Below are 26,973 nucleotides of genomic sequence, written 5' to 3'. Positions count from 1 at the left end.
TAGTAGTTAATAACTTCCTCTCTCAAACATTTCACCCAAGCGTATAAAGAAATTCTTCTTTCTTCTCCTTGCTCTTTGGCTTTCTCCCGAAGACATCATTATATTTTCGAAGGAAACTTCTCCTCTTTCCATCGCTTTTATCGCATGATATATCACTCCCCAATCAGGAAGTCCGCCCAAATTGCGGTCGTCAATAAACAAATCTGCTGTTAATTTCCGAGACGCAGTTAACGAATCTTCCTCGGGATAATTCTTATTAGCTGCATAAAAATGCAACCCTTTATTTTTACAATAATCTACTGCTTCCTGCAACAGGCTGCCGTCTCGCACTGTCCAAAGAATAAGGATATGCCCATCTTGCTGCAACTGCAAAAGTGTTTCGATTGCAAAAGGAATGGGACGTCCGATTTTGGGATACTCATGTTCAACGATTGTTCCGTCAAAGTCTACTGCAATAACCATTTTATTTAATCTTTTATTTCTGATGTAGTATCGTTAGCTTCTTCTAAGGTCTTTCGGTTAGGATAACAAAAAAACAATGCAAATATAATTATAATTGTCATATACACAGAGTTCTTTGAATTAAACAGATACAGCCCTGCTATGTTTAATATAGCCGCCGCATCTAGTACAAACATCCGCAGAATATAGGCAGGAAGGTACTTCTCGAGAAACTTCTTGTGCTCCAGCTCTGCGATCCTCCGATACTGAGTATGGAATAGTTTCAATGCGATTGGAATACTAGCCAACGATATTAGAATCGTATATTGTTCAAACACAACATTCGTATTTGTAGCGGTACCAAAAGTTAAACCTTTAGAGAATAATATAAATGTTAAAACAGTCAACAGCAAAAGAATGTTCGCCCAGAATAACAACATTAATGTTTTATATAGCTTTCGTTCTTTATTCTCCATTATGATTTTTACAATTTATATGACTCATTAAACAATGTCCTGTTCAGGATAGAGCGTCCCAATGTTACTTCATCGGCATATTCTATTTCATCTCCGATAGAAATCCCGCGTGCAATCATAGAAACCTTTATGTCGAAAGATGATAATTTCTTATAGATGTAGAAGTTGGTCGTATCGCCTTCCATCGTAGTACTCAATGCCAAAATAATTTCTTTCACATCACCCTTGGCTACACGTGCCACCAGGCTTTCTATTTCCAGATCGGAAGGGCCTATTCCATCTATCGGGGATATAATACCTCCCAACACATGATACAAGCCTTTGAACTGCATTGTATTCTCAATAGCCATGACCTCTTTTATATTCTCTACAACACAGATCGTAGCTGCATCACGAGATTTATCCAAACAGATAGGGCAAATATCGTCATCACATATATTATGACAAACATTGCAATACTTTACTTCATGCTTCAATGAAACCAATGCCTGAGCGAAACCCTCTACCATAGCATTGTCCTGCCTCAACAGATGCAAAATCAACCTCAAAGCCGTTTTACGCCCTATGCCGGGAAGCTTTGCGAATTCATTTACTGCATTTTCTAATAAAGCTGATGGATATTTTTGATTCATGATGCCTGAAAATTTTCGGATGCAAAGATAAGAATTATTTAAGGGATTTTCTCACTGATTCAAGACATCTTAAATCTATTTAAATATTATAAGAAGGTATTTTTAATGCAATTAGAGAACAAAGCAGGCTACTTTCACTCTTTCTGACAACTCGGACAAAAGTAGATTGTACCACCCAGATATGCCTCCTTTACAATATCGCTTCCACAGATAGGGCATGGCTCTTTATATGTTTTTTTGGATAAAAGAGTTTTATATTTACCCCAATTACCATAAAAATCCTTTTCAGTGTCACGGCCTCCTTTATCGGTCATATTCCGCAAAGTAACCTTCAATGAATGGAACAGATCTCCTCTTTCGAGATCAGACATTGTAGATATTTTCCGTTTGGGATGTATTCCGGCTTTGAAAAAGATGTCTTGTAAAACGCCGTTTCCCAAACCGGGAATTCGTTGTTGAGTACCAAGCAAGGCCTTTACCGACATGTCTTTTTGTACACCGGCAAAGATTGAATCAAAATACGCCTCATCAAAAGCGTCGCTCAATGGAGAAATACTGTTCAAACTTCCGGCATGATATACATTTTGCAACTCTCCCTTATAGGCATATATGGCTCCATACATAGATACTGTAAAAGCAAGACATGTCATATCCTCGAACAGTATCAAGAGCTGGTGTTTCACCGGATACGTATCAGTTGCCGTATAATATTTCAGGTTTGTACCGTCACTTATCGAAATATAAGTATCCTTGTCGCAGATAATATCAACAAAGGCTCCATGCCCTCTTGCTGATTCTACTTCTCGCCCAACAAGTATATTACGATACAAAGCCGGGTTGCCATTGTACCATGTAAATTTGTGCGGACTGGTTGCCTGAATAACTTTTGCTATTCGTTTTCCTGTCAGGATGGTTTCAGCTTGTGAACTTATTGTTGCCGATTCGGGTATTTCTATCATACCTTCACTTATAGGTTAATAATATACTAGTCGTTTCAGGACGCAATCGATGATGCTTTTATATTTTCCTCAAACGAATTTAGTTTATTTTTCTCACCTGCCAACCATATTACGTCGCCTTCTTGGAACACAAAGCCGGAAGTGAAATTGATAATAGATTCATCTCCCCTATCGATACCGATCACCATACATTCTGTTTTTTCACGAATACCAGCATCTACAATAGATTTATCAATAAGCGGAGATCCGGGTTCTACAAGATACTGGGATAAGCATATATGATATTCGGCTTCTTCCTCCATGAGCAAATCCTGCTCTGTCTTTTCCTCCAAGTATTGAGACAGTTTTTGCATTTCCTCATCGGAGCCCGAAACAACTAATTTATCAAATGGATATATTCGTGTGTTCCCATCGGGTATATTGATCTTATTGCATCCTCTTACGATGGTTACAATATTTACACCCGTTCTTTGTCTAAAGTCTAACTCCCGCAAAGTTTTTCCAATATTTGAGAATGACTGAGAGATTTCAAATTCAGCGATATGTATATTCTTCGAACGGAGGTCATTCGCTACAGTTGGTAAAATAGCTGCATTTTTCTCTTTTAGTTTTTGTTTCAGGTTTAGATTTTCAAGAAATCGTGCCTCGATTCTACGAGACTGAGCCTTGAACCCTTGAGAGAATATAATCAACGTTACAACAACCAATGAGATAATAACCATCAATACTGTAAGCCTTGGGAATAGAGGAATCAATACCATTAACACTAATACAATACAAATAATAATACGGAACACAATCAACGAAACTAATGCACCTCTGTTGAGTCGGTTATCCTTCCACAGATTTTTGAACTCTTCGGAACGATTTTTCTTCATCATAATGGCACGTAAGAATGGAGCCATCAGAGTAAGTGTGATAATCGCTGCTAAAATCTGCCCCCAGATACTTCCGGGCACGTATTCTACAATATATGGCGTTATGAAATTTTGGAATACCAACAAGATAGCCAAAGATATAGTGAAATAAACAGCCACTAAAGTGAGTATACTTTTCAGTAGTTTCTTCCAGTCATTTTGCTTATTCACAGTATCGTATCCCGATGCGCCATATCCATCTTTAATCTTGGCGAATTTATCCGGAACCCTCTTTTCCAACCAGCCGTATGCCGTATCGGACAGCTTAATACAGTACGGAGTAGTGAATGTTGTAATCACCGACACTGCTACTATGATCGGATACAGTGTATCTGTAATAACACCAAGACTAACGCCCAAAGTAGCTATGATAAAGGAGAACTCCCCTATCTGTGCCAGACTGAATCCCGACTGCATCGCCACTTTCAAGCTCTCACCCGAAGCCATGACTCCTAATGTTGCAAAAATAATCCGTCCGATAAGCACAACCAAAGTAAGAATTATCACCAGCACGCCATATTCGGCAATAATAGCCGGATCGATCATCATACCCACAGATACGAAGAAGACAGCCCCAAACAGATTCTTCAAAGGTTCCATGAGGTGCTCGATATGTTTAGACTCGATTGTCTCTGCCAATATAGACCCCATTATAAAAGCACCTAAAGCAGCCGAGAAGCCAACAATAGAAGCAAAAAGAACCATACCAAGGCAAAGCCCGATTGCCACAATCAACAAGGTCTCATCATTCAAATACTTTTTCAGTTTTTTGAGTATTGTGGGTATCATATAAATACCTACAATAAACCAAATAAGCATAAAGAAAAACAGTTTTACAACACTATTTGCCAATTCACCGCTTTCTATATGCTGGCTCGATGCAAATGTTGTAAGCAAAACCATCATTATGATGGCTGCAATATCCTCAACAATAAGCATCCCGAACACGATTCCTGCAAACTTTTTCTTTTGCAGTCCCATATCATTAAAGGCCTTGATGATAATAGTAGTAGACGACATAGAGAGCATACAGCCGAGATAAATACTATCCATCCGAGTCCAATCATCTATTAGATTTACAATGAATAGCTGCCCCGCCAGGTAGCCAATTATTATCATAGAACCCAAGTTGATAAGAGTGGCAATAGAAGCTTTACCGCCAACGTCCATCAGTTTTTTGAAACTAAATTCGAGACCTAAAGCAAAAAGTAGAAAAATTACACCGATCTCTGCCCAGATGCCGACATTACTCATATCGGATATTTCAGGTAGGGTTTTGAATATAGATCTTACACTTTCATCCGATGCTCCCGATATATCTATAACGAGTTTCTCTATGAATTTTTTGAAGTGAAGACTTGCCAAAAATCCCGCAACAATGTATCCCAATACGACAGGTTGTTTTAGCCATTTGAATATAATAGTAACTATTCCGGCAGTTATTAATATAATTGCCAGATCACTTATAAAATCAGGAAGGTGAGCCATATAATTTTATTTTCTGCAATAAAAATTCAGTATAATTTGATATAAAAATATTCGTTCTTGTTAACAGAACGTACAAAAATGAGGTTTTTTCGATGTTTAAAATTATCAAAAAAAAATGATTCTCGAAAATAAATAACCAAAAAGTCATAAATTGCATCCTTCGCTACTTTTACTTATTTTATCATTTTTATTGCATCAATAATATATTTATGTTAGCTTTGGTGCTAGTTTTTTTAGGTTCGATGTAAAAAAAAACACTTACATAACATAATGATTCAAAACAATCCAGCTCTATTTTTACACTACAGACTGGAATTAAAACACAAAAAAAATGAAAAAGATTATTTTATTAATTGTTTCCGTCATTATAGCAGGAAGCTATAGTTTTGCACAAGAGAAGGCTTATGCCCCAACTTCTTTTTGGGATCATTGGTTTATACAAGGTCAGGTCGGAGGATCTTATACAGTAAGCGAATTCCATAGCAAAGCTAAGTTTGGAGATCTCATTACTCCTAATGTAGCTATATCGGCAGGGAAATATTTCTCACCTGTAGCCGGAGCGCGTTTACAAGTGGGTGGATGGCAATCGAAAAACTATCTTGAATATACGTTAAATAAACAAGCGAAAACCGGAACTTACAAAGTGGATTATATACAAACAAGCGTTGATGGTTTGCTTAATTTAACAAATCTATTCATGCCGTATAGCCCCGAGAGATGTTTCAACCTGATTGGTATTGCCGGTATCGGTTATGCTCATGGTTTTGGAAAAGATAATATCGAAGGACTGGGAAGCATAGGCAGGACGAACAGTATTATACCACGTGTCGGATTTCAAGGAGACTTCCGTATAAGCGAAGCGGTAAGCCTTAATCTGGAAGTAATAGGCAACCTATATCCTGATAACTTCAATGGCGTGGTAGCCGATAAAAAATATGATGGTATTGTAAGCGCTCTTATAGGTCTTACTTACAACTTCACCAAAGGCGGGTTTAAGATGGTTGACGAAGCAGACCCTGCTGCAATCAGGTCGATGAACGATAAGATCAACGAACTAAGAGGACAAATAGGAAGCAAAGATTCGGAAATCAGCAGATTAAAACAAGAGCTGGCCGTTAAACCTGAACCTCAGATTGTAATAGAAAAAACGAAAGAGATCAAGGAACAAACAGAAGTATTGATGAATGCTGTTGTTGTATTCCATATTGGTAGTGCTAAACTTGAAAAGAACCAAGACATCAACATTTACAATGCAGCTCGTTATCTAAAGGATAATCCACAGGTAAATGTTATAGTTACAGGATATGCCGACAAGAGCACAGGTACTGCTGCTATAAACCAAAGACTTTCTGAACAACGTGCTGAGGCTGTAGCCAACGTGCTTGTAGAAGAGTATGGTATCTCAAGAAGCAGAATAACAACCAAAGCCAGCGGAGATAAAGAACAACTATTCCCTACAGATCAGTGGAACCGTGTTGTCGTATTTACTGCCGTTACAAAGTAAAAAGTTCCTCCAAAAAATAAACAAGAGGCTGTCTCACTTTCGATGAGACAGCCTCTTGTCATATAAGAACATTCAATTATTTTTCTTTTTCTACAATCTCCGAATCAATAAGCTTTACAGGCTTTGATTTTTTGCGAAGCTTCATATTCAGAAACTCTACCAGCAAAGAGAATGCGATGGCAAAATAGATATATCCTTTAGGTATCTCTCCCACCACTGATCCAAATATAGAAAGGTTAGATAAATGTGCTGCTTCTACTATTAGCATAACCCCTATCAATATCAGAAATGAAAGACCCAACATCTGAATAGTGGGATGCTCATTTACAAATCGACTTACCGGCCCGGAGAATAACAGCATTACCATTACAGCCAAAACAACTGCCGTTACCATTATCGTCATAGCACCCACATAGCCAAACTCACTGAAGCTGACAAGTCCAACAGCAGTAAGTACACTATCGAAAGAGAAAACAATATCAAGTGCTACGATCTGAGCAATAACTCCCCAAAAATTAGTTTTTGATTTAGCTGTAACCGAATCACTTTCACCTTCTAGTTTATGATGTATCTCGGTCACACTTTTGTATAATAAGAAAAGCCCTCCTACTAATATAATGATACTCTGCCCCGATATAGACCCATCAAACCATTGTGTATCAAAACTAATAATGGGATTGGTGAGCTTCATCAGCCACGATATACAAAACAGCAAGGCAATGCGAAAAAGCATAGCCAAAATAAGCCCTACAGTACGTGCCTTAGGCTGCTCTTTGGCAGGAAGCTTAGCTGATACTATAGACAAAAATACAATATTGTCTATACCAAGTACAATTTCCAGAAAGGATAAAGTCAGAAGTGCAATCCACGCACTAGGCAAAAAGAACGTTTCCAGAATTTCCATCTTTATTTTTTTGTGTCAAAATTAATAAACATTTTGACACAAAAAAGAATCAATGTTTTTTTTCGAGATAGTCTTTTATAACAGCATTTCCGTCTGTCTTTATCAAACCTAGCATATACTGAATCTTAAGCTGCAGTTTTTTTAGTTTTGTTTTTAGTTTTGTCTTCAATTTTGCTTTCTTAATACATTCTCAATAGACAAATATAAGATATAAAATATACATCCACAATTTATTAGGTTAAATATTAACTTCGTTTAGTTTTATTTTTATCACGTCTACATATTAAAAAACATATTTATAAAATATGATGTATCTTTGTTTAAATATCTATAAATACATATAATCTCACAATATACATGACCATAAAGAAAAAGATAATCAACGACCCTGTTTTTGGCTTTATTACGATACCGAACCTATTTTTATATAAATTGATTCAGCATCCTCTACTCCAGCGGCTAAACCGTATCAGGCAAATGGGATTAGCTTTTTTTGTATATCCCGGAGCACAACACACACGCCTACACCACTCTATAGGAGCTATGTACCTGATGGATGAGGCAATAAAGGTTTTACGGATAAAAGGGCACGAAATAACAGACGACGAGGCAAATGGAGCGTTAGCTTGTATATTGCTGCATGATGTAGGACATGGCCCGTTCTCTCATGCTTTGGAGCATACGTTGACAAATGGTATCCATCACGAAGATTTTTCTTTGGCACTTATGAATTACCTAAACAAAGAGCTAAAAGGAGAATTAAGCACATGTATATCAATATTCAAGAATGAATATCCAAAGAAATTCCTGCATCAGTTAGTTAGCGGGCAGCTCGATGTTGATCGCCTCGATTATCTTCGACGAGATAGCTTTTTTACAGGTGTAACGGAAGGAAATATCGGTTCGGCTCGTATCATAAAAATGCTTGATATAAAAAACGATAAACTGGTAGTAGAAGCAAAAGGTATTTACTCTATCGAAAACTTTTTGACCTCACGCCGATTGATGTATTGGCAGGTGTACCTTCACAAGACGGCCGTTGCCGCCGAAAAGATGTTAATAAAAGTTCTGATACGGGCTAAAGAATTAACAAACAATGGAGTTAACTTATTTGCATCTCCTGCTTTGCAGTATTTCTTGCAAAAAAACATAGATAAAGCCTATTTCGAAAAGAAAATGGATGAAGTACTGCTTCACTTTGTTAAGTTAGATGATAATGATATTTGGAGCGCACTCAAGGTGTGGGCTGATCACGATGATGTAGTATTATCAAAATTGAGTGATTGTCTTGTTAACAGAAAATTGTTCAAGATAGAAATTACGAATGAAGAGCTTCCGGCCTCTTATATACAGAAGTATATAGAGCGATATATGAGTGAATTTAATATTACAGAAAATGAAGCGGCCTATTTCTGTTCCTCAGATGTTATCTACACCAATATGTACAATGAAGTGGATGACAGCATTGATATTTTATATAATGATGGGACGATAAAAGACATTTCCGCTGCTTCGGATATGCTGAATATACAATTGCTATCAAAAAAAGTAGAAAAGCACTATTTTTCTTATCTTAAGATATTACCGACAAACAATTAAAATAAAGATATATTACTTTTGTACTTAATTATGAATATAGTACAGGTCGAACAATATATAGACGAGCACCAACTATTAGAAGACGGTAGCAAGGTTATTGTAGGGGTTAGCGGTGGAGCCGACTCTGTCGCTCTACTGGATATCCTGCACTCGTTGAAATATAAGTGTGTGGTGGCACATTGCAACTTTCATCTTCGGGGAGAAGAGTCTAATCGTGATGCTTTTTTCGTAGAAGAATTATGCCAGAAGTACAACCTTAAATACGAAAGGGTAGATTTTGATACAGAGGCCTATGCCGAGATTCATTCCATCTCGATAGAAATGGCAGCAAGAGAATTGCGATATAATTGGTTTGAACAAATAAGAACAATCCACCTGGCTGATAAGATTGCGGTCGCACATCATCGTGACGATTCGGTAGAAACCATACTTCTAAACCTCATAAGGGGAACAGGGATAAGAGGATTGACGGGAATAGCTGCCCAAAACAATAACATTATTCGCCCCCTTCTATGCCTCAGCAGAAAAGACATCTTAGAATATCTTAAAGACAGGGGATTGAAATATGTAGATGACAGTACCAATAATGAGGACTTGTATACACGAAATAAGATAAGGCTAAATATTATCCCATTGCTGGAGACAATCAACCCATCGGTAAAAGATTCTATTATCCGCACAGGCGAGCATTTATCGCAGGTGGAGAGTATCTATAATTTTTATATCCAACAGGTAAAGGCAGATGTGTTGAGTGACGATAGCATCAACATCAGAACGCTGATTAAATATTTAGAGCCGGAAGCGATACTCTATGAGTTGCTTGCTCCTTACAATTTTAATACAGCAACAGTAAGACAAATTTTTGAATCGATCATAAGTCAGTCCGGAAAGATATTTTACTCCGACACGCACAAGCTGATTAAGGATAGGGAATTCTTTATAATAAAAAAAAGAGAGAAGCTCTCAGTAGACAGCTTTCTGATAAGGGAAGAAGATCGCTTGATGAGCTATCCATTACAACTATCTATCGAAACAATCCAAATAGATAATGGCTTTGTAATAGAAAAAAATAAAAATATTCTCTATCTGGATAAAGATAAAATAAAATTTCCGTTAACACTCAGAAGGTGGCATCAAGGCGATTGGTTTATTCCATTCGGGATGAAGGGCAAGAAAAAGGTCAGCGATTATTTCACCGATCAGAAGTTTACTTTGTTCGAAAAAGAAGAAGCCTGGCTACTTTGCTCAGAAAATGATATTGTGTGGATTGTCGGCGAACGTTCCGACGATCGATTTAAAATAGACAAATCTACGACGCAAATCCTAAAGATACAGATAACAGATAATCCATTATAAAAAAAGCACCTCTATTATAAAAAATGACGAATATCTTTTATAAATCTACTTAATGGCAAAAGATTAAAAAATAAGGATATTATGTTCAAGTTAATATAAAAACTAAATATTTTTAGTCTTTTCTTTATATTTTGCCTTTAAATCATCAAGGGTTGTCTGATGCACGTGTATATATTTTTCACCTGATTTCAACTTAGCTTCAATCTCTTTTTTCAAGTCATTATCTATTATTGATAAAGCAATATATTTTGTAAAGAATGTTATTTGCTTTTTAATGTATCCATTCATAATATACCAAGACTCTTTTTCCCTTTTTTCGTCTATTATCTTTTGTTTTTCTATTTTTCTCAAAAACATCTCATTTTCTCTTTGAAACTTCGCATCTTCTCTGAGTAATTTTCTAGCCAAAGCTAAAGTTTCTCTTTCTTCTGCTTTTTTTCTCTTTTCAGCTTCTTTTTGCGCTGCTTTATGAGCTTTTGAAATACCAGATATTATGCCAATTCCTAGTTTAAATAGACTATTAGCGGCTTTACTAGAACTCTTTTTTCTACCAAAAGGATTTCTTGAATATCCTATACCCATAGTTTATAGAATTTAAGGTTTATTCTACAAACTTAAAAAAATCATTTATTATCCTCTTGTTTCTTCTAAGAATTTTTCAATATTATCGATTGATTTTATTTTTCTAATCCTCTCAATCTCTTTAATAAATCTACTATTTTATCAGAGGTGCTTTTTTATTTAGTTTGATATTTATTTCAATTCGTATCCGGCTCCCTTAGCGTATGCTTTTTGGGTATTTACCAACTGCTCAAAACTCGCATTATAAGCATCCATTTTAGCATCATATTCGTCCGAAATCTTATCAAACTCTTCGTCCGAAGATTCTTCTGTTAAAGTCGTAAATTTCCTTCCGGCTTCTACGATTGCTCTTAAATCTTGGTATGCTTTCAAAGCAGCATTTTTAAATTCCTCTGCACCTTTTGGAGCTTCTAAGGCCTTCACAATATTCAGTTCAGCGTCTATCTTTACCAATGCACTATCTGTTGCAGCAGCAATACTTTCATAAGAACCGGAAGCAATAGCCGCAGAAAGAGTCTCTGTATACGAATCGCTTACATGAGAAATCGTCTCATTCGCCTCAACAATCGTATCGTTAAATTTAACAGGAGATGTTCCACCACAAGAAGTTAAAATAAGACTTACTGTGAGTAATGATAATAATAATTTTTTCATTTCTAATTATGTTAAGATTTTTAATAAGAAATCAAAGATAGCTAAAACATATATTGAAGCCAATCTTTTAGGAAGATAAGGCTCTCTTCTTAGCCAAGAACTCTTTGATTCCTCCGATATGCTCACGCACTTTTTTATCCGAAAATTCATATACTTTTGTCACCAGCCCGTCCAAAAAATCACGGTCGTGGGAAACAAGGATAACTGTTCCATCATAATCTAGCAAAGCATTCTTCAGAACCTCTTTAGTCTTCAAGTCCAAGTGGTTTGTAGGCTCATCGAGAATAAGCAGATTTACAGGCTCAAGCAACAGCTTTATCATAGCTAAGCGTGTTCTCTCCCCTCCCGAAAGTACTTTTACTTTCTTCTCCGAATCGTCCCTGTTAAACATAAACGCTCCCAGAATATTACGAATTTGAGTACGTATATCCCCTTCGGCAACCCGATCAATGGTTTCAAAAACTGTCAGATCCTCATCTAACAAATCAGCCTGGTTCTGTGCAAAGTAACCAACCTGTACATTATGTCCTAAAAGTATACTGCCATCGTATGATGTTTCGCCCATCACGCATTTTACAAATGTAGATTTTCCTTCTCCGTTCTTTCCTGCCAAAGCAATTTTCTCGCCACGCTCTATCATTAGATTGGCATTTTCAAAAACCAGATAGTCATCATATTTTTTCGTTACCATATCTACCGTCAACGGATAATTACCCGAACGTGTAGCCGGCTGGAAGCGAATACGGATTTGCGATTTGTCTTCTTCATCTATTTCCACACGTTCCATCTTTTCCAATTGGCGGATACGGCTTTGCACAAGCACCGCTTTAGCCGCTTGCGCTCTAAAGCGTTCTATAAATTCTTCTATCTCGGCTATCTGTTTTTGCTGAGCCTCCCATGCATGTATTTGCTGTTGGCGACGCTCCTGTCTCAGTTCTACATATTTAGAATAGTTTACCTTATAGTCGTAAATACGCCCCATCGTCAACTCAATCGTACGTGTAGTTACCGCATCGATAAAAGCACGGTCGTGGGAAATAAGAACCACAGCTTTTGCCTGAGTATTTATAAAGTCTTCGAGCCAACCAATAGATTCTATATCAAGGTGATTTGTAGGCTCATCGAGCAACATCACATCGGGATTACTCAACAAGAGTTTAGCAAGCTCGATACGCATACGCCATCCTCCACTAAACTCATTGGTAGGACGATCGAGATCGGCACGCTTAAAGCCCAGACCAAGTAATGCTTTTTCTACTTCACCTTCAAAGTTGACATCTTCTACCATCGCCAAACGTTCGTGGGCATGAGTAAAATCATCAATCAGTTTGGCATAATCATCAGATTCATAGTCGGTACGTGTTTCCAACTGCTTATTCATATCCTCGATCTTTGCTTGCAAATCGAAGATATAAGAGAATGCTAAAGATGCTTCTTCACGGACAGTACGTTCATCGGTAATTTTCATTACCTGAGGAAGATACCCAACGGTAACGCCATCAGGCCCGGTTATTGTCCCTCTGAAGTGGGTATTGACACCTGCCAGAATTTTGAGCATAGTACTCTTCCCTGCCCCATTCTTACCAACAAGCGCAATTTTATCTTTATCATTAATTATATAGCTGATATTATCGAACAATACTCTATCCCCTAACTCAACTTTTAAGCTGTCAACAATTAACATCGAATCTGTATTTTATTTTTTGAAGGTGCAAAGGTAGAGAAAAATAAGACACGAAATATCAAAACGAATTACTGTTAATCGTTATCGTTGGAAATAGCAAAGAGAAGAGACGGCCATCTCCTCTCTTCTGAATAATAAAAAGATAAGTAATATTTTTTTAGCCTTACCTTACTTGAATGAAGTAAATTTCAGGCAAACAGGCATATCCAGTTCTATATCCTTATATGTATTTTCTAAAAGGCCAGTAACCCTGTCTATAAGAAATATTTGGATGACATCATTATCGCGACTTGCCACCAATAAGAATTTACCATTCGGAGTAATCACGAAATTACGTGGATGCACTCCTGTTTCCTGATAGCCAACTTTGGTTAACTTACCATCTACCTGATTTATAGAGAATATTGCGATACCATCTCCTTTCAGGCGGTTGGATGCATAAAGGAATTTGCCGTCAGGCGACACATGAATATCGGCACTACCCTTTGCGCTAAGCGTATCAGCTTGGATTGTTTGAATTTGAGTCAAATTACCGGCGTTAGCATCGTAGTTGAATGCGATAACAACGCCCGACAGTTCATTGATAAGGTATGCATACTTTCCATTCGGATGAAAATCAAGATGCCTTGGTCCCGATCCGGGTGCTACATCAAAAGCGGCAGGTGTTCCTACTTTGAGATAGTTCCCCTCATTACTTTCATTTATACCAAATTTATGTATTTTGTCTGTTCCCAAATCATCGGCGAACAAATATTTCCCATCAGGAGAATAGCGTACACAATGCAGGTGAGGAGCTTTCTGACGCTCTGCATCTGCCCCTTTTCCTGTAAAACGAATCAATTGAGTAGCCGTAGTCAGCGTTCCGTCACCATTAATATTAAAGGCTGTAATACTACCACCCGAATAATTAGCGGTAACAACATGCTTGCCGGTTTTGTCGAGCTCTATATAACAAGGATCAGCACCACCTGTCAATTGCGAATTTAGAAGTTTTAGAGTGCCATCTTTCTTATCGAAAACGAAAGCATTGGCCGCAGCTTTTGCGTCTCCAGTTTCGGAAACAGAATAAACATGCGTACCTTCTTTATTGATAGTAAGGTATGATGGATTGGTCACCTTAACCACACTTTTATATTTGGAAAAACCTGAAACGGTATCAAATTGATAAACATAAATACCTTCGCTCTCGCCTGTTGTATATGTACCCACCAGCAGGTACAAACTTGTTTCGTCTGAGATAGTTTCTGCACTCATATTTGTTGTATCCGACGGATCAATATTTGAATTATCCACATTTGTTTTTTGTTTGCAAGAAATAAGGGAAAGAACAGCGAAAGCTGTAAATAAAATATATTTACGCATAATACTCTATTTTATGTAAAAGATGAACCTGAAAATGTTTACTAGAACAAAAGAAGGCAAAAATTATCAGTTTACGGCATTTTTTCAATACAAAATTCAAAAGAAATATTTTGCTTTAATAAGATTAAAAAGCTATCTTTGTCGGCTGAAAAAGAAGAAACAATTTAAACTACTATAAAATGAAGAAAGATATTCATCCAGCAAACTATCGTCCGGTTGCTTTCAAGGATATGTCAAACGATGAGGTATTTATTTCACGTTCAACTATCAATGCTAAAGAAACTATCGACATAGATGGTGTTACTTATCCATTGGTGAAGCTTGAAATCACAAGTTCTTCTCACCCGTTCTATACAGGAAAACAAAAACTTGTAGATACAGCAGGACGTGTTGATAAGTTTATGAACCGTTACGCTAAGCGTACACAACCAAAGAAATAATTGTAATTTAATTACAAGTTTAACTAAAAAAGGCTATTCGAATGAATAGTCTTTTTTAGTATGTATATGTCAATTATTTTAACCAACTACCTTTTCTAATTTAGTTATAGTCTCGTTGCCTAATTTGGTCTTCGATTCGATATGCTTCAATACAGTTTCCACAAAAGGATTTTCCTCAAAAATACCACGCACTTGTTCAAAGTCTATTTTTTGCTGATGCTTGTCTCCATCGACCCCAAAACCCGTATGAGAAGATAAAGAGAATTCCTTCTTAGCATCATCGTAAATCATTCTATCCAGTTCTACAACAGCTTCTTTCCATTGACTAACAATATTAATAATATCCTGAGCCGTAATTGTATCCAAGGACAGATTATAATATTGCTGTATCTTATCCCATGCCCAAGTCCATTCCAATGAGTAATAGTTTTTATGCAGTTGCTCAAAAATAGCATTCATTTCACTCACATGTTTTATATTATCTGATTCTATATCATCTATAAGCTTATCTATCTCTGAACGAGGGACAAGCATACCGCCCACATCACTCCATTCATTCAGTCCCACTTCGGTGTCAGGTTTCAAACATTCCCTGATCTCCTCATTGCTAGTGTATGAACACTTCGATAAGCGTGAAATAATAGAGTTCCCAAGAAACTTGTTAATAGCCATATTGTACAATTTCAATCCTCTCTTCAGAGAAGTTCCTTTGATACGGCAACTCTGATATGTGTACGATCCCGATGTTTCGCCACAGGTCTCTTTCAGCCCTTCCAATATTTCGATCGCCTTAAACATTTTCTGTATTGTATAGGGACTCAATAGGTTGAAGTTTATCTGATCTAGTTTTTCAGGATCTTTTCGTCTATCTCTTTTCGGAAATTTCTGTGCATCACGAATCGTACCTACACTTCGCAAATTAATACCGGGAACCAATACCGACTCATCTTTATCCTCTATCAGATAAGAGAACGGCATATCGGAGGTATCTGCATTATAATAGTGGCGTCCCATAATAAGAGAAAAAGCTCCGATGCGTGAAGGCCATAAGATATACGAATTACTGGTTGTTTTTCCTCCACGCTCTACAATACCCTGATGGATAGGCCCCAGTTTGTACATGTGATTACTCTGGTTAGATCCCGAACCTGCATTCATAAAAGAAAACATTCCGGCAATCAAGAGTGTAGACTTGTGATGAGTCACAGTATAAGGCCCGGCAAATAAAGCACAGGCTTCACCATTCTCACCCTGACAATTGCTAAAGAATAAAGAATCGCTCGCCGAATAGGTATGCCCTAATTGGCATGATTGCCCTACAAAGCAGCGGGTAAGCATCGTCCCGTCTTCAACCCGTGAACCCGAACAAACAATAAAGTCGTTCGCCATTACGCTATATCCGATATGAACAGGATCATACTGATTACTGTTAATGCTTCCATTTTCCAGATGGCGTGCTCCTTCTATTGTGGCGTAATCCCCTATGTGTACATTTTTTATTGCTCCTGCATTTACAATCGTCACATTATCTCCTATGTAGCCAAAATCAGAGGTACGTTCTTTGGCATAATCAGCGACCATACCCTGAAGTTTTTTTATCAATACAGGTCGATGACGATAAAAAGAAAGAATATACGCAAAATGAGCACTCAGTTTATCATAGATCATAACCTCGCGCCCGCCCGTTTCGTTTAATACCGAAACCTCTATTCCATTTCCAAACGATGATTGTCCTTCTACATAGAGATGATGTATGTTTTGTATGCGCACATTGTTGCCAATACGATAATTGGCTATATAATTCTGTACATTTTCGATAAGCACATTATCACCTAATTCACAATTATGGAGGCAAGTATGTTTCAGACCTGAATGCTTTTTCAGCCCTCCCGGCAATGTGAATTCATCCTCAAAAACACCTAGCTTAACTTTGCCCGAAAAATTGGTATGTTTAACATAGTCCGGTTTGAAATTTTTATGTACCGAAATATTGTTCCAGTTATCGGCTAAGCAACCCTGACTCTCGAGTCTTGTTATTTCTTCCGGGGTTAGATTTCTGTAATCCATATATTATATTTAGATTAAAGCTTGAATAAAAAAACGATTTGTATACATCTTACAATAATACACACCGTATTTTTATCAACTGAGACAAATTTAATAATAATGTCTTTCAGTACTATCGAAATTCTATCTTTTTAATAAGAAACCCCGATTATAGTTTAATTTATAATCGGGGTTTCTTACTTTATATTAATTCGCATCCGCTACTTCAATATCCTCTATCGGTGTGGATAAGCCCTCTATCCGCCGCTGTAAGCTATATTTACTTATCAGATCGACAATTTCAGGGTCGAGAGGTGCGCGATAAACCTTCGACGGATCTAACTCGCAGGCACGCATCAAGTGATCGATTGCCTCATTATCCTTATTTGAACGAATCGACAGTATGGCTCTCAAATATTCTGTGTTTCCTGTTTCAGGCAAACCATCCAATACTTCTTTAGCCTTGGCATTATACCCCATACATATCAAGCACAATGCCGTATTGTAATCGGGATAATCGGACAAAATTTCCAAAGCCTTCCAATACTCTCTGTCTTGCAGTAGTTTCAATCCTTTTTCGTAGTTTGGTCTTTCCTGAACATCCAGCGCAGTTTCTTCGGTCATACCCGGACGATGCATATTAAACTCGAACGTCGCTTTATTTAGCAACGGATAGATAGAATCTCGAATCACCTTATAGTCGTCCGCAAAATCTTTCTTTATCTTGGCTTCCGTCTCATCGGGATCTATAGCCCCTTCGAGAAGTGCAAGAATCTGTGTCTTATTCATTATATCATTTCGCTGCTGAATCTGGTTTGCTAATGTATTCCAGTCTTCTCCTCCAAACTCGACCTTAATAACATTGTTGGCATCATTCACTTCGCCCGACAGTGACTTAACAAAGTACTCTTTTATCGCATCGGCTCGTTTTTCGGTTAATTTATAGTTTTTGTCGTATGATCCATCCAGCGCTGTAGTTACTCTAAGAACAATACTGTCGACAACAAACTTACCATCTTCAGTAAATGCACGGTATGTATTTAACACATTATTAATTTGGGCTTTATTATCCTTATAATTGATACCAAAAGCAGATTGCCCGGGCTGAAACTTCACATACGTAGTCAAACGATTGTATGCATCCCTATACAGTTTTGTTCTTTTATAGATCAGTGAAGTGTCTACCAACTGCGACAATGACGATATAAAATACGAAATCGTATCTCCGGGTGCCATCATATAACGGCTTCTATCCACAGCATCTACACGCCCATTCATTGTCAAGCTAAGTTTTTTAAGACCCACTGTTACCGGATGATCTTGCTTATATAGATATACAAAATCACGACCCGTATCTATGATTGTATCCAAACGAACACCTTCTTCGTAAGGAAATGGTATCATTTCTTTTGCCACCTCTCCTTTACGCTCTTTCTTCATCTCATTTTCGGCAATAGCCTCAAACAGATATCTGTTTTGAGCTATTTCGATAGAGTCACTTTCGGTGAGTACATTGTTTATTATATCATCCAACGAACGCCCTTCTTCGTACGCTTCACGAAATTTTGCCGGCATCTTCATATAGCTTACCTCAAAGTTCTTATCATCCAACACAAGAGCTTTTGCATTCTTATTGAACTTCTTCATGTATTGAGCAAACAAGCCCACGGTATCTTTACCATTAGCCATATCGCGGATCACCTGTTCGCGTGCCTTACGCACATATTCATTATAAAAGCGTTGACGATATCCTTTGAGTTTAGCTAGCTCGGCTGCGTCAAATTTACTTTTCTCTGTCTTCCATTTCTCATATTCCATCTGCTTGCTCCACTCCCTGTAATATTCTTCATAATACAAGTTCTGGCGATTTCTGATATCTTTTTCAGCTCCGTCTCTATCGAAGAATACCTCGTCATATTTATCATTTCCGACAATAGACTTCATATAATTATCATATTCGGCATAATCCTGCTTTTGCTTTGCAAGAAAAGCTTCACCTTTAAGTACTACATCTTTCAGTGGTATAATAGAATCGTTGTGGAACAGTTTAGGAGATAGTGTCATTCTGAAATTTTCAGACAAAAGCTCTTTAGGAACTCTTACTAAAAAATCTACTTTTACTCGTCCATTGCGCTCAGGCGTAAAGCGAGACTTAGCCGTAACCACAACTTCTGATAGTTGTTGCACCTCGTTAAGGCTGGTTGCTTTTTTACCTTCTCGGTCAACAGACTCTGTTATATTTTCAGCATTAGTAAATGTTACTTCTTCAGAAACAGTCCTTGTGCCTCTTACATCCACCCCCTTCTGAAATGGAAGTTCTATTGTTGCTCTTTTCAATTGCTGCATAAATAATGGCTTCACCATTGCTTCTTTGGGCTTATCTTTGGAATAAGAAAAGCCTCGCCCTGCAACATCCTCTCCACGGGAAGCTCTTATATTACGAACCGACTCCGAAGATTTACATGAGAGCATGATGAATGATGTTATTACCAGAAAAAGAATAGAAAAACATGTTGTCTGGACAACACGTGTAGTAATGTTTGTTTTCATAAGTTTGCTTTCGTGTATCATTAAACAATAATGATCTGTATATTGTATAGTTTTTGTAAAAACAGTGCAAAGATAGACAATGTCTACCAATATTTAAACAAATAAAATTTAATTTTTCGGAATAAAACAAAAGCCGACCATCTTTTCTATCAGAATAATAGTCATTTAGCTCTACGCACCTCTCCAAAACAGATATTAGATAAGTCTTTCAGCAATATGTTAAAAAACAAAGAATGCCGGATATTTATAACCCGACATTCTCTTTCTTATTCATCTTTATTATCGATAAGAGTTTCTTTCTTCTTTTTTATTCGTCCTGCCTTTCGCAGTGCCTGATCAAGTATATATTGAATTTGTCCGTTAGTACTACGAAACTCATCGGCAGCCCATTTTTCTATTGCTTCCATCATCTCCGGATCGACTCGCAAGACGAAACTTTTAACTGCTGATTCCTTTTCTTTCTTAGCCACAATTATATATTTATTGATGAAGCGTTCCGGCATTTACAATTGGTTGTGCTGCTTCGTCGGCACATAACACGACAAGCAGATTGCTAACCATTGCAGCCTTACGCTCTTCATCCAATTCCACAATTCCTTCTTTCAAAAGTTTATCCAATGCCAGTTGAACCATACTTACAGCACCTTCTACTATCTTTTCGCGAGCAGCAATAATCGCATCAGCTTGCTGACGACGAAGCATTACACTCGCAATTTCGGCGGCATACGCCAGATAATTGATGCGTGCTTCTATTACTTCTATACCCGCAATCGCCAAGCGGCTATTCAGCTCCTCTTCGAGCTTCTCACTGATTTCACCATTATCGGAACGTAATGTTACATCACCGTCTTTGCTTTCATTGTTGTCGTATGCATACATACCGGCTACCTGACGTAAAGCAGCATCGCTTTGTATCTTTACAAAGTTCTCGTAAGCCTGCATTCTGTTCGAAGATTGAATATAATTATTCACTGAACCCATAACTCCCGAGATAGAAGATGTATCGATATCAAACATCGCCTTATACGTATCTTTTACTTTCCAAACCAGCACAGAACCGATCATAATAGGATTACCAACTTTATCGTTCACCTTTATAGGCGGCACATCGAGATTACGTGCTCTGAGTGTCAGTTTCTTTTTATTATAAAAAGGGTTCACCCAAAGAAAACCGTTGTCGGTAATAGTCCCTTTATATTTCCCAAAGAAAATCATTATTCTGGCTTCGTTAGGCTCTACAACCATAAATCCTAAAACGGCAAAAGAGCATAAAAACATACAACATACAGCTATAAACACTAAGGGAATATAACCTAAGCTAAAAGACCAGATACTCGCTACCAATACTACAATAATGATAAATAAGGCTAGGAAGCCTGAAATCTTAGTGCCTTTAAAATCTTTCTCGAGTGTTTCCATATTTATTATGATATTAAAATGATATCATAAAAATAAATATAATTTTGAATAGCACAAAACAATTTACAAAAAAAGAGCCTTATTATTCAACAAGACTCTGAACGTATATATATAATATTAATCAATTCGATTCAAATTCGAGTATCTCACCATACTCTGCCAACTTATCGAAAGCTCCTTGCAAGTCTGTTTGTCCAAAGTAAACTCTAAAACAATTGATAACTCCACCATGAGCAAAAACAACAACAGAAGAATAATCCTTCTTTACCAATTCGTCGATGAAAGATGCAACACGTGCATACATCTGATCGAAAGATTCGCCATTGGGTGTGGGTGTCCTGATCCAGTCCTTGTCCCATTCTTCCATATCAATGCGATCCCATTCTTTCATCTCCCAATCACCAAAGTGCAATTCTTTCAGGCGATCGTACAATTGAATATCGGTAAAACCACAATATTCAGCAAGGCGCTTCGCTCGGCTTAGCGGGCTTGAAAAAACAGCATCAAACTCCAAGTCTTGCAACTTTTGCTTCACCACCTCAGCTTCGCTCTCAAAGGTCTCTTTTAGCGGTACATCCGTTTGTCCGTAACAAACACCATTAACTCCTACAGCCGTGTGGCGCACTATATATATTTTCATATTTAAACTTACGTATAGATAATAATTCTCCCTAGCATAATTTCAGGATAATACTTATCCCCAGAAAGAAAGACAATTCGCATAATAGAAACATTGCACCGCAACAATCTCCTGTATACCCTTGTATCTTTCTTCTCATGAGTAAAATCAATCCAAGGAAAACAAAGATAGGAAATATTATAGCCGCCCAAAAGTGAATATTTAATAATAAAACGAAAGGCAGCAAGCCAAACAAAGCCGAGATAAGAGCCGTGCGCAAAGACATTTTCTTATATACTGTTTTCGATTTACTAGTTTCCGCATTTCGGGCATAAGGAAGAAATAAGGTAATTTGTGAACTGATAAGCTTGCATAACGGATCGCCCACCAAAATTACAGTACAAGCCAAATACAGACCTAGATTTTCTAAAAAAAAATAAAAGAATAAGAAGTAAAATATCAAGCTGATTACTCCATAAGTACCGATGTGCGAATCTTTCATTATCTCCAATATGCGTTCGCGGGTAGTACCACCGCCAAAGCCATCGAAGAAATCGGCAAAACCGTCTTCATGCAATGCTCCTGTAATGAGCAAGCGGCTAAGAAGAGCCACAATAATGGCAATGGAGTAAGGTAAGATCTGAGCAGCGCACCACAGCACCCCTGCCATAACGCCGGCAGTAAGCCAGCCTACTACAGCCCAGTAGTTTATCACCTGCTTAAAATATTCGGCAGGGACATTAAATGCTTTTATACGCCAAAAAGGTAAGCGTGTAAAAAAGACGAGTGCTGCTGCTATTTGTTTCATCAGTTATAAGGATTACCTTTCGGAAAGGCAAGTTGCAATTTTAAAAATATTTCGTTACTTGGATTTCTTTAAATGAATTCATCTCATTTATCATACGCACGGCCGAATCGACGATAGGATATGCGCAAATAGCACCTGTTCCCTCTCCCAACCTAAGTCCTAAACTAAGAATAGGTTTTGCATTCAGATACTTCAACACTAGCTTATGTCCGGCCTCATCTCCCTGATGCCCAAAGACAGCATAGTACAGAACATTGTTATTCAACTTTGATGCCACCAACATACAGTTTGTCATAATAAAGCCATCGATAAGAATTATCATTTTCAGTTCGGCAGCCTTGAGCATAGCACCTACAGTCATCACCATTTCATAACCACCGAAATAACGCATAATATCTTCGACAGAAGCATCACCGTTGTAATTATCCATCGATTGCTTCAACACCTTATACTTATGGTTGATAATATTGCCTGTATGATCACAGCCTGCACCAATACACTGATCCAAAGGGATACCTGTGAGGTATGTCATCCATAGCGAAGACGAAGAGGTATTTGTAATCCCCATTTCGCCAAAGCTAATCACGTTACATCCCTCATCAAAGCAAGCTTGTACGCATTCTGCACCCGATTGTATGGCTTGTTCCATTTCCTCTTTAGTCATTGCAGCTTCATGCAGATAATTCCGTGTGCTTTTTCGGATCTTCTTGTGAATAATCGGATCTTCGGGCTTGAAGTCGAAATTAACACCGGCATCAACAACCTTTAGATTCAATCCGTGCTGACGTGCCAAAAAGTTGATTCCTGCTCCTCCATTCCAAAAATTTGCTATCATCTGATAGGTTACCTCTTGCGGCGATGGGCTCACCCCTTCTGCTGCAATACCGTGATCTCCTGCAAATACGATGTGACAAGGATTTGTCAACTTCGGATTCAAAGATTGTTGTATCCAACCGATTTGCATAGCCAACTCTTCGAGTTTACCCAAAGAACCTTTAGGCTTTGTGAGGTTATCAATTTTTTCTTGTAAGTAAGAGCGTACTTCGTCTTCCGGTTTTTCGATGTTAAATTGTTGCATTGTATATTTAGTTTCTTTTAGATTTTAATTTTACAGACGCTTTTCGTTGCTATGCTGTTGGCTCAAAATATCTGGTTTTGAAAGATTCGTCGTATTCGACAAAATGTTATGTTATTAAAAACAAAAACGACAGAATTTATGATCATTTCACTTTCAGGGGAATACCCGAAACCATCAGATAGACCTCATCAGCGTTTTCGGCAAGATATTGATTGAGCCAGCCTTGCAAATCGGCAAATTTACGTTGCAAGTCGTTTTGAGACATTTCGCCCATGCCTATTTCGTTTGTAACAAAAATAAACACAGCATCTTGAGCAACAAGCTTTCTGAATTCAGATTTCAGAGCGGTAAGAGCAGCTTCAACATCCGAATTCAGATCGAAGAAAAAATTCGTAGCCCATAGCGTAACACAATCTATAAGCACTACTTTATTGTCAAAGGAATGCTCACTCAAGAATTTCTCTTCTTCTACATTTATCCAATTATCTGCCCGCTCGGCTTTGTGCCTTTCTATCCGCTGACGATGTTCGTCATCCCATATTCGCGAAGTTGCCAGATACACTGGATTGGGAGACAAAGACAATGCTAACTGTTGTGCATAGCTGCTTTTACCCGAACGTTGCCCTCCTGTTATAAGGGTTATTTGCTTAGCCATTTATTTTCTCTTATACAAAAAATCTTTCCAGCGTTCTTCTACGTCACCTGCTTTATACATTTCGTAACGAGCCATTGTGAAGAACAAATCGGACAAACGATTTATAAATCGCATAACGGCTGCAGGAACTTCATCCTGCTTGTTTAAAGTCCACAAGCGACGTTCGGCACGACGAGCCACAGCACGAGCCAACTGCAAGTTTGCTGAAACAACTGTCCCCCCGGGTAAAACGAATGTTTCGCTGGGTCCCATTTCATCTGTCATTTTATCCATGCATTCTTCGCAAAATTTATCCAGATTTTCATCCAGAACATTTTGGTTTGTAGCTCTTATATCCGATGGTGTAGCCACCTGAGACATGACAACCATTATCTCTGTTTGTATCTTGAACAGAATAGGCTGCCACTCATGATCTGAAGATAAGTGAGCCCGAACGACACCTATTACAGAGTTCAGCTCATCGATTGTACCATTGGCTTCAATTCGTGGATGATCTTTACTCACACGTTTTCCTCCAAAGATTCCAGTTTTACCTTTATCTCCTCCTCGGGTATATATTTTCATTTTTTATGGTATGTATTATATTATATATTAAAGAATTTCCTTCTGTCATTCTGAAAGATATTAAAGAAGTCAACACGACAAGATTAACTCCCATATAAAGTCTAACAAAGATACAACAAGTAGAGATGAATCTATCCCATTTTTTAGGCTTTTTCATATAATTTATCTAATAGGATGAGTAGACAAAAGAATGGAAAGGGAAGAGAAAAGTAACAGCAATAAAATAGGAAAAGAGCTGTTACCTTTGTTACTTTTTAACAATTAATTCGTGCTTAACAATACATTCTCTATCTCACTTTTTAGTTTATCTTTGTCTGTAATTTAATTCGTTAACGTCAACCTCATGCGATTAAACATTTGCATCGTTTCAATTTTTATCTGTCTCTTACTGGCAACCTCATGTACCGAAAAGAAGGTAGTATTCAACCAACGGGAATTTATCTCTCTTTCGGGAAAATGGCACTGCGACCTTGGCGAAATAAATCTGCCCGGAAGTGTAGATGAAAGTCGTCTCGCACCCCGCAATAGTGACACTCTGAGTACAGGGCAGCTTACCCGGTTGAATCCTTATGTAGGAAAAATGAAATATACCAAAGAGATTGAAATACCGGCAGGTTCAGCTCAGAAAGAATGGCGACTGATCATGGAGCGAACAAAACCCTCTACGGTGTGGATAGACAAAGACAGCATAGGAACAAGCTCGCTGATATTATCACCTCAGATATACAATCTTGGAAAATTAGCCACAGGAAAGCACACTGTGACTATCGTAATAGACAACAGCCCTGCTTCTGTACCACAAGGAATACATGGCTCGCATGCTTGGACGGATGCGACACAAACAAATTGGAATGGCATAATCGGAAAATTCGGACTCGAAGCCAATGATGGCATTCTCATTAGCAACCTTCAGGTTTATCCAAATGTTTCTTCCAAAACAATACCAGTTGTAGCACAAATCAAATCGTCAGTAAGTGGAAAAGCCGAAATATCGGTTCAGGGATACCTATGGAATACAGCACAAAATATTGCTATACCCGAGCAAGTTATCAACATAAATCTAAAAGAGGGGTTGGAAACATATAAGTTTGATATCAACGTCGGCAACAAACACGTTTTGTGGAGTGAGTTTGATCCTGCCCTATACAAGGTTAATTTCGAAATAAAAAGTCAGAATATAAAAGACAGTTACACTATCGACTTTGGCATCAGAGACTTTTCAGCAAAAGGAACGCAGTTTGAAATCAATTCTCTAAAAACATTTCTACGGGGCAAACACGATGCCTGCGTATTTCCTCTCACCGGCTACCCGCCGATGAATAAAGAAGAATGGAAAAGACAAATGCGCATCGCCAAAGAATATGGGATAAACCATTACAGATTTCACTCGTGGACACCTCCGCAAGCGGCTTTTGATGCGGCAAACGAAGAAGGAATATATATGCAGGTGGAACTGCCATACTGGGGAGCAATGGATACGACAAATACCGACCTCAACAAATTCTTGATTAACGAAGGTGAGCATATCCTTGTCACTTATGGTAACAATCCTTCGTTCGTTATGATGGCTTTGGGCAATGAACTTGGAGGCGATGTAGAACTCACGCGTAACATTGTAACGAAATTCCGTGCATCCGACCAACGTCATCTCTATGCCTTTGGTGCAAATAATATGCTGGGTACTGCCGGACAACAACAAGGTGAAGATTTCTTTGTCACATGCCGTGTTGGCGGACAGGTAGGTTCCGACGATTACTCAACTCATACACGTGCGACCTTCTCTTTTGCCGATGCCAAAGACGGAGGGTATATGAACGCTACATACCCTTCTACCGCCATCACTTTCTCGAAAGCTGTAGAAAACTGTACTATACCGATTATAAGCCATGAGAATGGTCAATTCCAGGTATATCCCGATTATAACGAGATAAAAAAATATACCGGAGTACTGTATCCTTACAATATGGAAATATTCCGCAAACGCCTTCAGGAAAATGGACTTCAAGATCAGGCTGATGCCTTCCATAAGGCTACGGCACGTTTTGCTGCCCTCTGCTATAAGGCTGATATAGAAATGTGCCTTCGCACACCAGGATTTGGAGGATTCCAATTACTGGATTTACAGGATTATCCGGGGCAAGGAAGTGCCTATGTAGGTATACTGGATGCTTTTATGGATAATCCTGTAAATCCAGTAATTGGAATCCTCCAAATCCTGGTGTGCGAAGGCACATTT

General features: G+C 38.0%; 24 protein-coding genes. 5 read left to right on the top strand and 19 right to left on the bottom strand.

Going from position 1 to position 26,973, the window contains the following annotated elements; genetic code table 11:
- Positions 1-6: 6 nt before the first annotated feature.
- From LDB17_RS15395 to LDB17_RS15375, 5 genes are all read right to left on the bottom strand, one after another.
- Positions 7-462, bottom strand: coding sequence for a BT0820 family HAD-type phosphatase (locus LDB17_RS15395; RefSeq protein ID WP_135105011.1), 456 nt, complete (start codon positions 460-462; stop codon positions 7-9).
- 5 nt (positions 463-467) lie between these two features.
- On the bottom strand, positions 468-917 hold the full coding sequence (locus LDB17_RS15390) for a hypothetical protein (RefSeq protein WP_252636803.1): 450 nt from the start codon (positions 915-917) through the stop codon (positions 468-470).
- Between the two features lie 8 nt (positions 918-925).
- Complete coding sequence (recR, locus tag LDB17_RS15385) at positions 926-1,549, bottom strand: recombination mediator RecR (protein WP_252636805.1); 624 nt, start codon at positions 1,547-1,549, stop codon at positions 926-928.
- A 134-nt stretch (positions 1,550-1,683) separates the two neighbouring features.
- Positions 1,684-2,508 (bottom strand): endonuclease VIII, encoded by an 825-nt coding sequence (locus LDB17_RS15380; RefSeq protein WP_252636807.1) that lies wholly within the window; start codon positions 2,506-2,508, stop codon positions 1,684-1,686.
- A 35-nt stretch (positions 2,509-2,543) separates the two neighbouring features.
- Positions 2,544-4,913, bottom strand: a complete 2,370-nt coding sequence (locus LDB17_RS15375) for a cation:proton antiporter (RefSeq protein WP_252636809.1) — start codon at positions 4,911-4,913, stop codon at positions 2,544-2,546.
- Positions 4,914-5,244: 331 nt separating this feature from the next.
- Between LDB17_RS15375 and LDB17_RS15370 the strand changes: the two genes are divergently transcribed.
- Positions 5,245-6,417, top strand: a complete 1,173-nt coding sequence (locus tag LDB17_RS15370; protein ID WP_252636811.1) for an OmpA family protein — start codon at positions 5,245-5,247, stop codon at positions 6,415-6,417.
- A 76-nt stretch (positions 6,418-6,493) separates the two neighbouring features.
- Here the strand turns inward: LDB17_RS15370 and LDB17_RS15365 are convergent, their stop codons facing one another.
- On the bottom strand, positions 6,494-7,321 hold the full coding sequence (locus LDB17_RS15365) for a TerC family protein (RefSeq protein WP_252636813.1): 828 nt from the start codon (positions 7,319-7,321) through the stop codon (positions 6,494-6,496).
- Between the two features lie 357 nt (positions 7,322-7,678).
- Between LDB17_RS15365 and LDB17_RS15360 the strand changes: the two genes are divergently transcribed.
- Both LDB17_RS15360 and tilS read left to right on the top strand, forming a co-directional pair.
- A complete protein-coding gene (locus tag LDB17_RS15360) occupies positions 7,679-8,920 on the top strand; it encodes an HD domain-containing protein (protein ID WP_252636815.1) in 1,242 nt (413 codons plus the stop codon).
- Between the two features lie 30 nt (positions 8,921-8,950).
- The gene (gene tilS, locus LDB17_RS15355; protein ID WP_252636817.1) at positions 8,951-10,276 is read left to right on the top strand and encodes a tRNA lysidine(34) synthetase TilS; all 1,326 of its coding nucleotides are present in this window, start codon (positions 8,951-8,953) and stop codon (positions 10,274-10,276) included.
- A 102-nt stretch (positions 10,277-10,378) separates the two neighbouring features.
- Here tilS and LDB17_RS15350 read toward each other — a convergent pair whose 3' ends face one another.
- From LDB17_RS15350 to LDB17_RS15335, 4 genes are all read right to left on the bottom strand, one after another.
- Entirely contained in the window at positions 10,379-10,858 is a 480-nt protein-coding gene (locus tag LDB17_RS15350) for a hypothetical protein (protein WP_252636819.1), read from the bottom strand.
- Between the two features lie 171 nt (positions 10,859-11,029).
- The gene (locus tag LDB17_RS15345) at positions 11,030-11,512 is read right to left on the bottom strand and encodes a hypothetical protein (protein WP_252636820.1); all 483 of its coding nucleotides are present in this window, start codon (positions 11,510-11,512) and stop codon (positions 11,030-11,032) included.
- A 67-nt stretch (positions 11,513-11,579) separates the two neighbouring features.
- Entirely contained in the window at positions 11,580-13,196 is a 1,617-nt protein-coding gene (locus tag LDB17_RS15340; protein WP_006843088.1) for an ABC-F family ATP-binding cassette domain-containing protein, read from the bottom strand.
- A gap of 168 nt (positions 13,197-13,364) precedes the next feature.
- Complete coding sequence (locus tag LDB17_RS15335) at positions 13,365-14,558, bottom strand: lactonase family protein (protein ID WP_252636822.1); 1,194 nt, start codon at positions 14,556-14,558, stop codon at positions 13,365-13,367.
- A gap of 179 nt (positions 14,559-14,737) precedes the next feature.
- Here LDB17_RS15335 and LDB17_RS15330 point away from each other — a divergent pair, with 179 nt between their 5' ends.
- On the top strand, positions 14,738-14,998 hold the full coding sequence (locus LDB17_RS15330) for a type B 50S ribosomal protein L31 (RefSeq protein ID WP_006843090.1): 261 nt from the start codon (positions 14,738-14,740) through the stop codon (positions 14,996-14,998).
- Between the two features lie 78 nt (positions 14,999-15,076).
- On the opposite strand, the gene LDB17_RS15325 is transcribed toward LDB17_RS15330, so the two are convergent.
- The 9 genes from LDB17_RS15325 to LDB17_RS15285 form a co-directional block, all read right to left on the bottom strand.
- Positions 15,077-17,065 (bottom strand): DUF4954 family protein, encoded by a 1,989-nt coding sequence (locus LDB17_RS15325; RefSeq protein WP_252636824.1) that lies wholly within the window; start codon positions 17,063-17,065, stop codon positions 15,077-15,079.
- Between the two features lie 186 nt (positions 17,066-17,251).
- Complete coding sequence (locus tag LDB17_RS15320) at positions 17,252-19,594, bottom strand: hypothetical protein (RefSeq protein ID WP_252636825.1); 2,343 nt, start codon at positions 19,592-19,594, stop codon at positions 17,252-17,254.
- Between the two features lie 266 nt (positions 19,595-19,860).
- Complete coding sequence (locus tag LDB17_RS15315) at positions 19,861-20,097, bottom strand: Arc family DNA-binding protein (RefSeq protein ID WP_252636826.1); 237 nt, start codon at positions 20,095-20,097, stop codon at positions 19,861-19,863.
- Entirely contained in the window at positions 20,075-21,013 is a 939-nt protein-coding gene (locus LDB17_RS15310; protein ID WP_252636827.1) for an SPFH domain-containing protein, read from the bottom strand. The genes LDB17_RS15315 and LDB17_RS15310 overlap by 23 nt, the downstream gene beginning before the upstream one ends.
- A gap of 121 nt (positions 21,014-21,134) precedes the next feature.
- A complete protein-coding gene (gene cobC / locus LDB17_RS15305; RefSeq protein ID WP_252636828.1) occupies positions 21,135-21,653 on the bottom strand; it encodes an alpha-ribazole phosphatase in 519 nt (172 codons plus the stop codon).
- A gap of 31 nt (positions 21,654-21,684) precedes the next feature.
- The gene (cobS, locus tag LDB17_RS15300) at positions 21,685-22,440 is read right to left on the bottom strand and encodes an adenosylcobinamide-GDP ribazoletransferase (RefSeq protein WP_252636829.1); all 756 of its coding nucleotides are present in this window, start codon (positions 22,438-22,440) and stop codon (positions 21,685-21,687) included.
- A gap of 40 nt (positions 22,441-22,480) precedes the next feature.
- Entirely contained in the window at positions 22,481-23,518 is a 1,038-nt protein-coding gene (gene cobT / locus LDB17_RS15295; RefSeq protein ID WP_252636830.1) for a nicotinate-nucleotide--dimethylbenzimidazole phosphoribosyltransferase, read from the bottom strand.
- A gap of 142 nt (positions 23,519-23,660) precedes the next feature.
- Entirely contained in the window at positions 23,661-24,173 is a 513-nt protein-coding gene (gene cobU, locus LDB17_RS15290; RefSeq protein ID WP_252636831.1) for a bifunctional adenosylcobinamide kinase/adenosylcobinamide-phosphate guanylyltransferase, read from the bottom strand.
- Positions 24,174-24,737 (bottom strand): cob(I)yrinic acid a,c-diamide adenosyltransferase, encoded by a 564-nt coding sequence (locus LDB17_RS15285; protein WP_135104991.1) that lies wholly within the window; start codon positions 24,735-24,737, stop codon positions 24,174-24,176. It abuts the gene before it with no gap.
- A 343-nt stretch (positions 24,738-25,080) separates the two neighbouring features.
- Here LDB17_RS15285 and LDB17_RS15280 point away from each other — a divergent pair.
- Positions 25,081-26,973, top strand: a 1,893-nt coding sequence (locus LDB17_RS15280; protein ID WP_393925129.1) for a glycoside hydrolase, incomplete at its 3' end; no start/stop codon positions are given.

It is taken from the genome of Dysgonomonas sp. Shenzhen-Wh21 (assembly GCF_043392705.1).
GTDB lineage: Bacteria > Bacteroidota > Bacteroidia > Bacteroidales > Dysgonomonadaceae > Dysgonomonas.
The sequence above is the reverse complement of the archived record's forward strand: the minus strand, read 5'-3'. Positions and strand labels throughout refer to the sequence as shown.

Bases quoted from the DNA above. Each gene is read 5' to 3' on its own strand.
- LDB17_RS15320 (WP_252636825.1), bottom strand. From the start codon at position 19,594: ATGAAAACAAACATTACTACACGTGTTGTCCAGACAACATGTTTTTCT.
- tilS (WP_252636817.1), top strand. From the start codon at position 8,951: ATGAATATAGTACAGGTCGAACAATATATAGACGAGCACCAACTATTA.
- LDB17_RS15360 (WP_252636815.1), top strand. From the start codon at position 7,679: ATGACCATAAAGAAAAAGATAATCAACGACCCTGTTTTTGGCTTTATT.
- cobC (WP_252636828.1), bottom strand. From the start codon at position 21,653: ATGAAAATATATATAGTGCGCCACACGGCTGTAGGAGTTAATGGTGTT.
- LDB17_RS15330 (WP_006843090.1), top strand. From the start codon at position 14,738: ATGAAGAAAGATATTCATCCAGCAAACTATCGTCCGGTTGCTTTCAAG.
- cobU (WP_252636831.1), bottom strand. From the start codon at position 24,173: ATGGCTAAGCAAATAACCCTTATAACAGGAGGGCAACGTTCGGGTAAA.
- LDB17_RS15350 (WP_252636819.1), bottom strand. From the start codon at position 10,858: ATGGGTATAGGATATTCAAGAAATCCTTTTGGTAGAAAAAAGAGTTCT.
- LDB17_RS15340 (WP_006843088.1), bottom strand. From the start codon at position 13,196: ATGTTAATTGTTGACAGCTTAAAAGTTGAGTTAGGGGATAGAGTATTG.
- cobT (WP_252636830.1), bottom strand. From the start codon at position 23,518: ATGCAACAATTTAACATCGAAAAACCGGAAGACGAAGTACGCTCTTAC.
- recR (WP_252636805.1), bottom strand. From the start codon at position 1,549: ATGAATCAAAAATATCCATCAGCTTTATTAGAAAATGCAGTAAATGAA.
- LDB17_RS15345 (WP_252636820.1), bottom strand. From the start codon at position 11,512: ATGAAAAAATTATTATTATCATTACTCACAGTAAGTCTTATTTTAACT.
- LDB17_RS15315 (WP_252636826.1), bottom strand. From the start codon at position 20,097: ATGCCGGAACGCTTCATCAATAAATATATAATTGTGGCTAAGAAAGAA.
- LDB17_RS15375 (WP_252636809.1), bottom strand. From the start codon at position 4,913: ATGGCTCACCTTCCTGATTTTATAAGTGATCTGGCAATTATATTAATA.
- LDB17_RS15380 (WP_252636807.1), bottom strand. From the start codon at position 2,508: ATGATAGAAATACCCGAATCGGCAACAATAAGTTCACAAGCTGAAACC.
- LDB17_RS15395 (WP_135105011.1), bottom strand. From the start codon at position 462: ATGGTTATTGCAGTAGACTTTGACGGAACAATCGTTGAACATGAGTAT.
- cobS (WP_252636829.1), bottom strand. From the start codon at position 22,440: ATGAAACAAATAGCAGCAGCACTCGTCTTTTTTACACGCTTACCTTTT.
- LDB17_RS15325 (WP_252636824.1), bottom strand. From the start codon at position 17,065: ATGGATTACAGAAATCTAACCCCGGAAGAAATAACAAGACTCGAGAGT.
- LDB17_RS15335 (WP_252636822.1), bottom strand. From the start codon at position 14,558: ATGCGTAAATATATTTTATTTACAGCTTTCGCTGTTCTTTCCCTTATT.
- LDB17_RS15310 (WP_252636827.1), bottom strand. From the start codon at position 21,013: ATGGAAACACTCGAGAAAGATTTTAAAGGCACTAAGATTTCAGGCTTC.
- LDB17_RS15370 (WP_252636811.1), top strand. From the start codon at position 5,245: ATGAAAAAGATTATTTTATTAATTGTTTCCGTCATTATAGCAGGAAGC.
- LDB17_RS15390 (WP_252636803.1), bottom strand. From the start codon at position 917: ATGGAGAATAAAGAACGAAAGCTATATAAAACATTAATGTTGTTATTC.
- LDB17_RS15365 (WP_252636813.1), bottom strand. From the start codon at position 7,321: ATGGAAATTCTGGAAACGTTCTTTTTGCCTAGTGCGTGGATTGCACTT.
- LDB17_RS15285 (WP_135104991.1), bottom strand. From the start codon at position 24,737: ATGAAAATATATACCCGAGGAGGAGATAAAGGTAAAACTGGAATCTTT.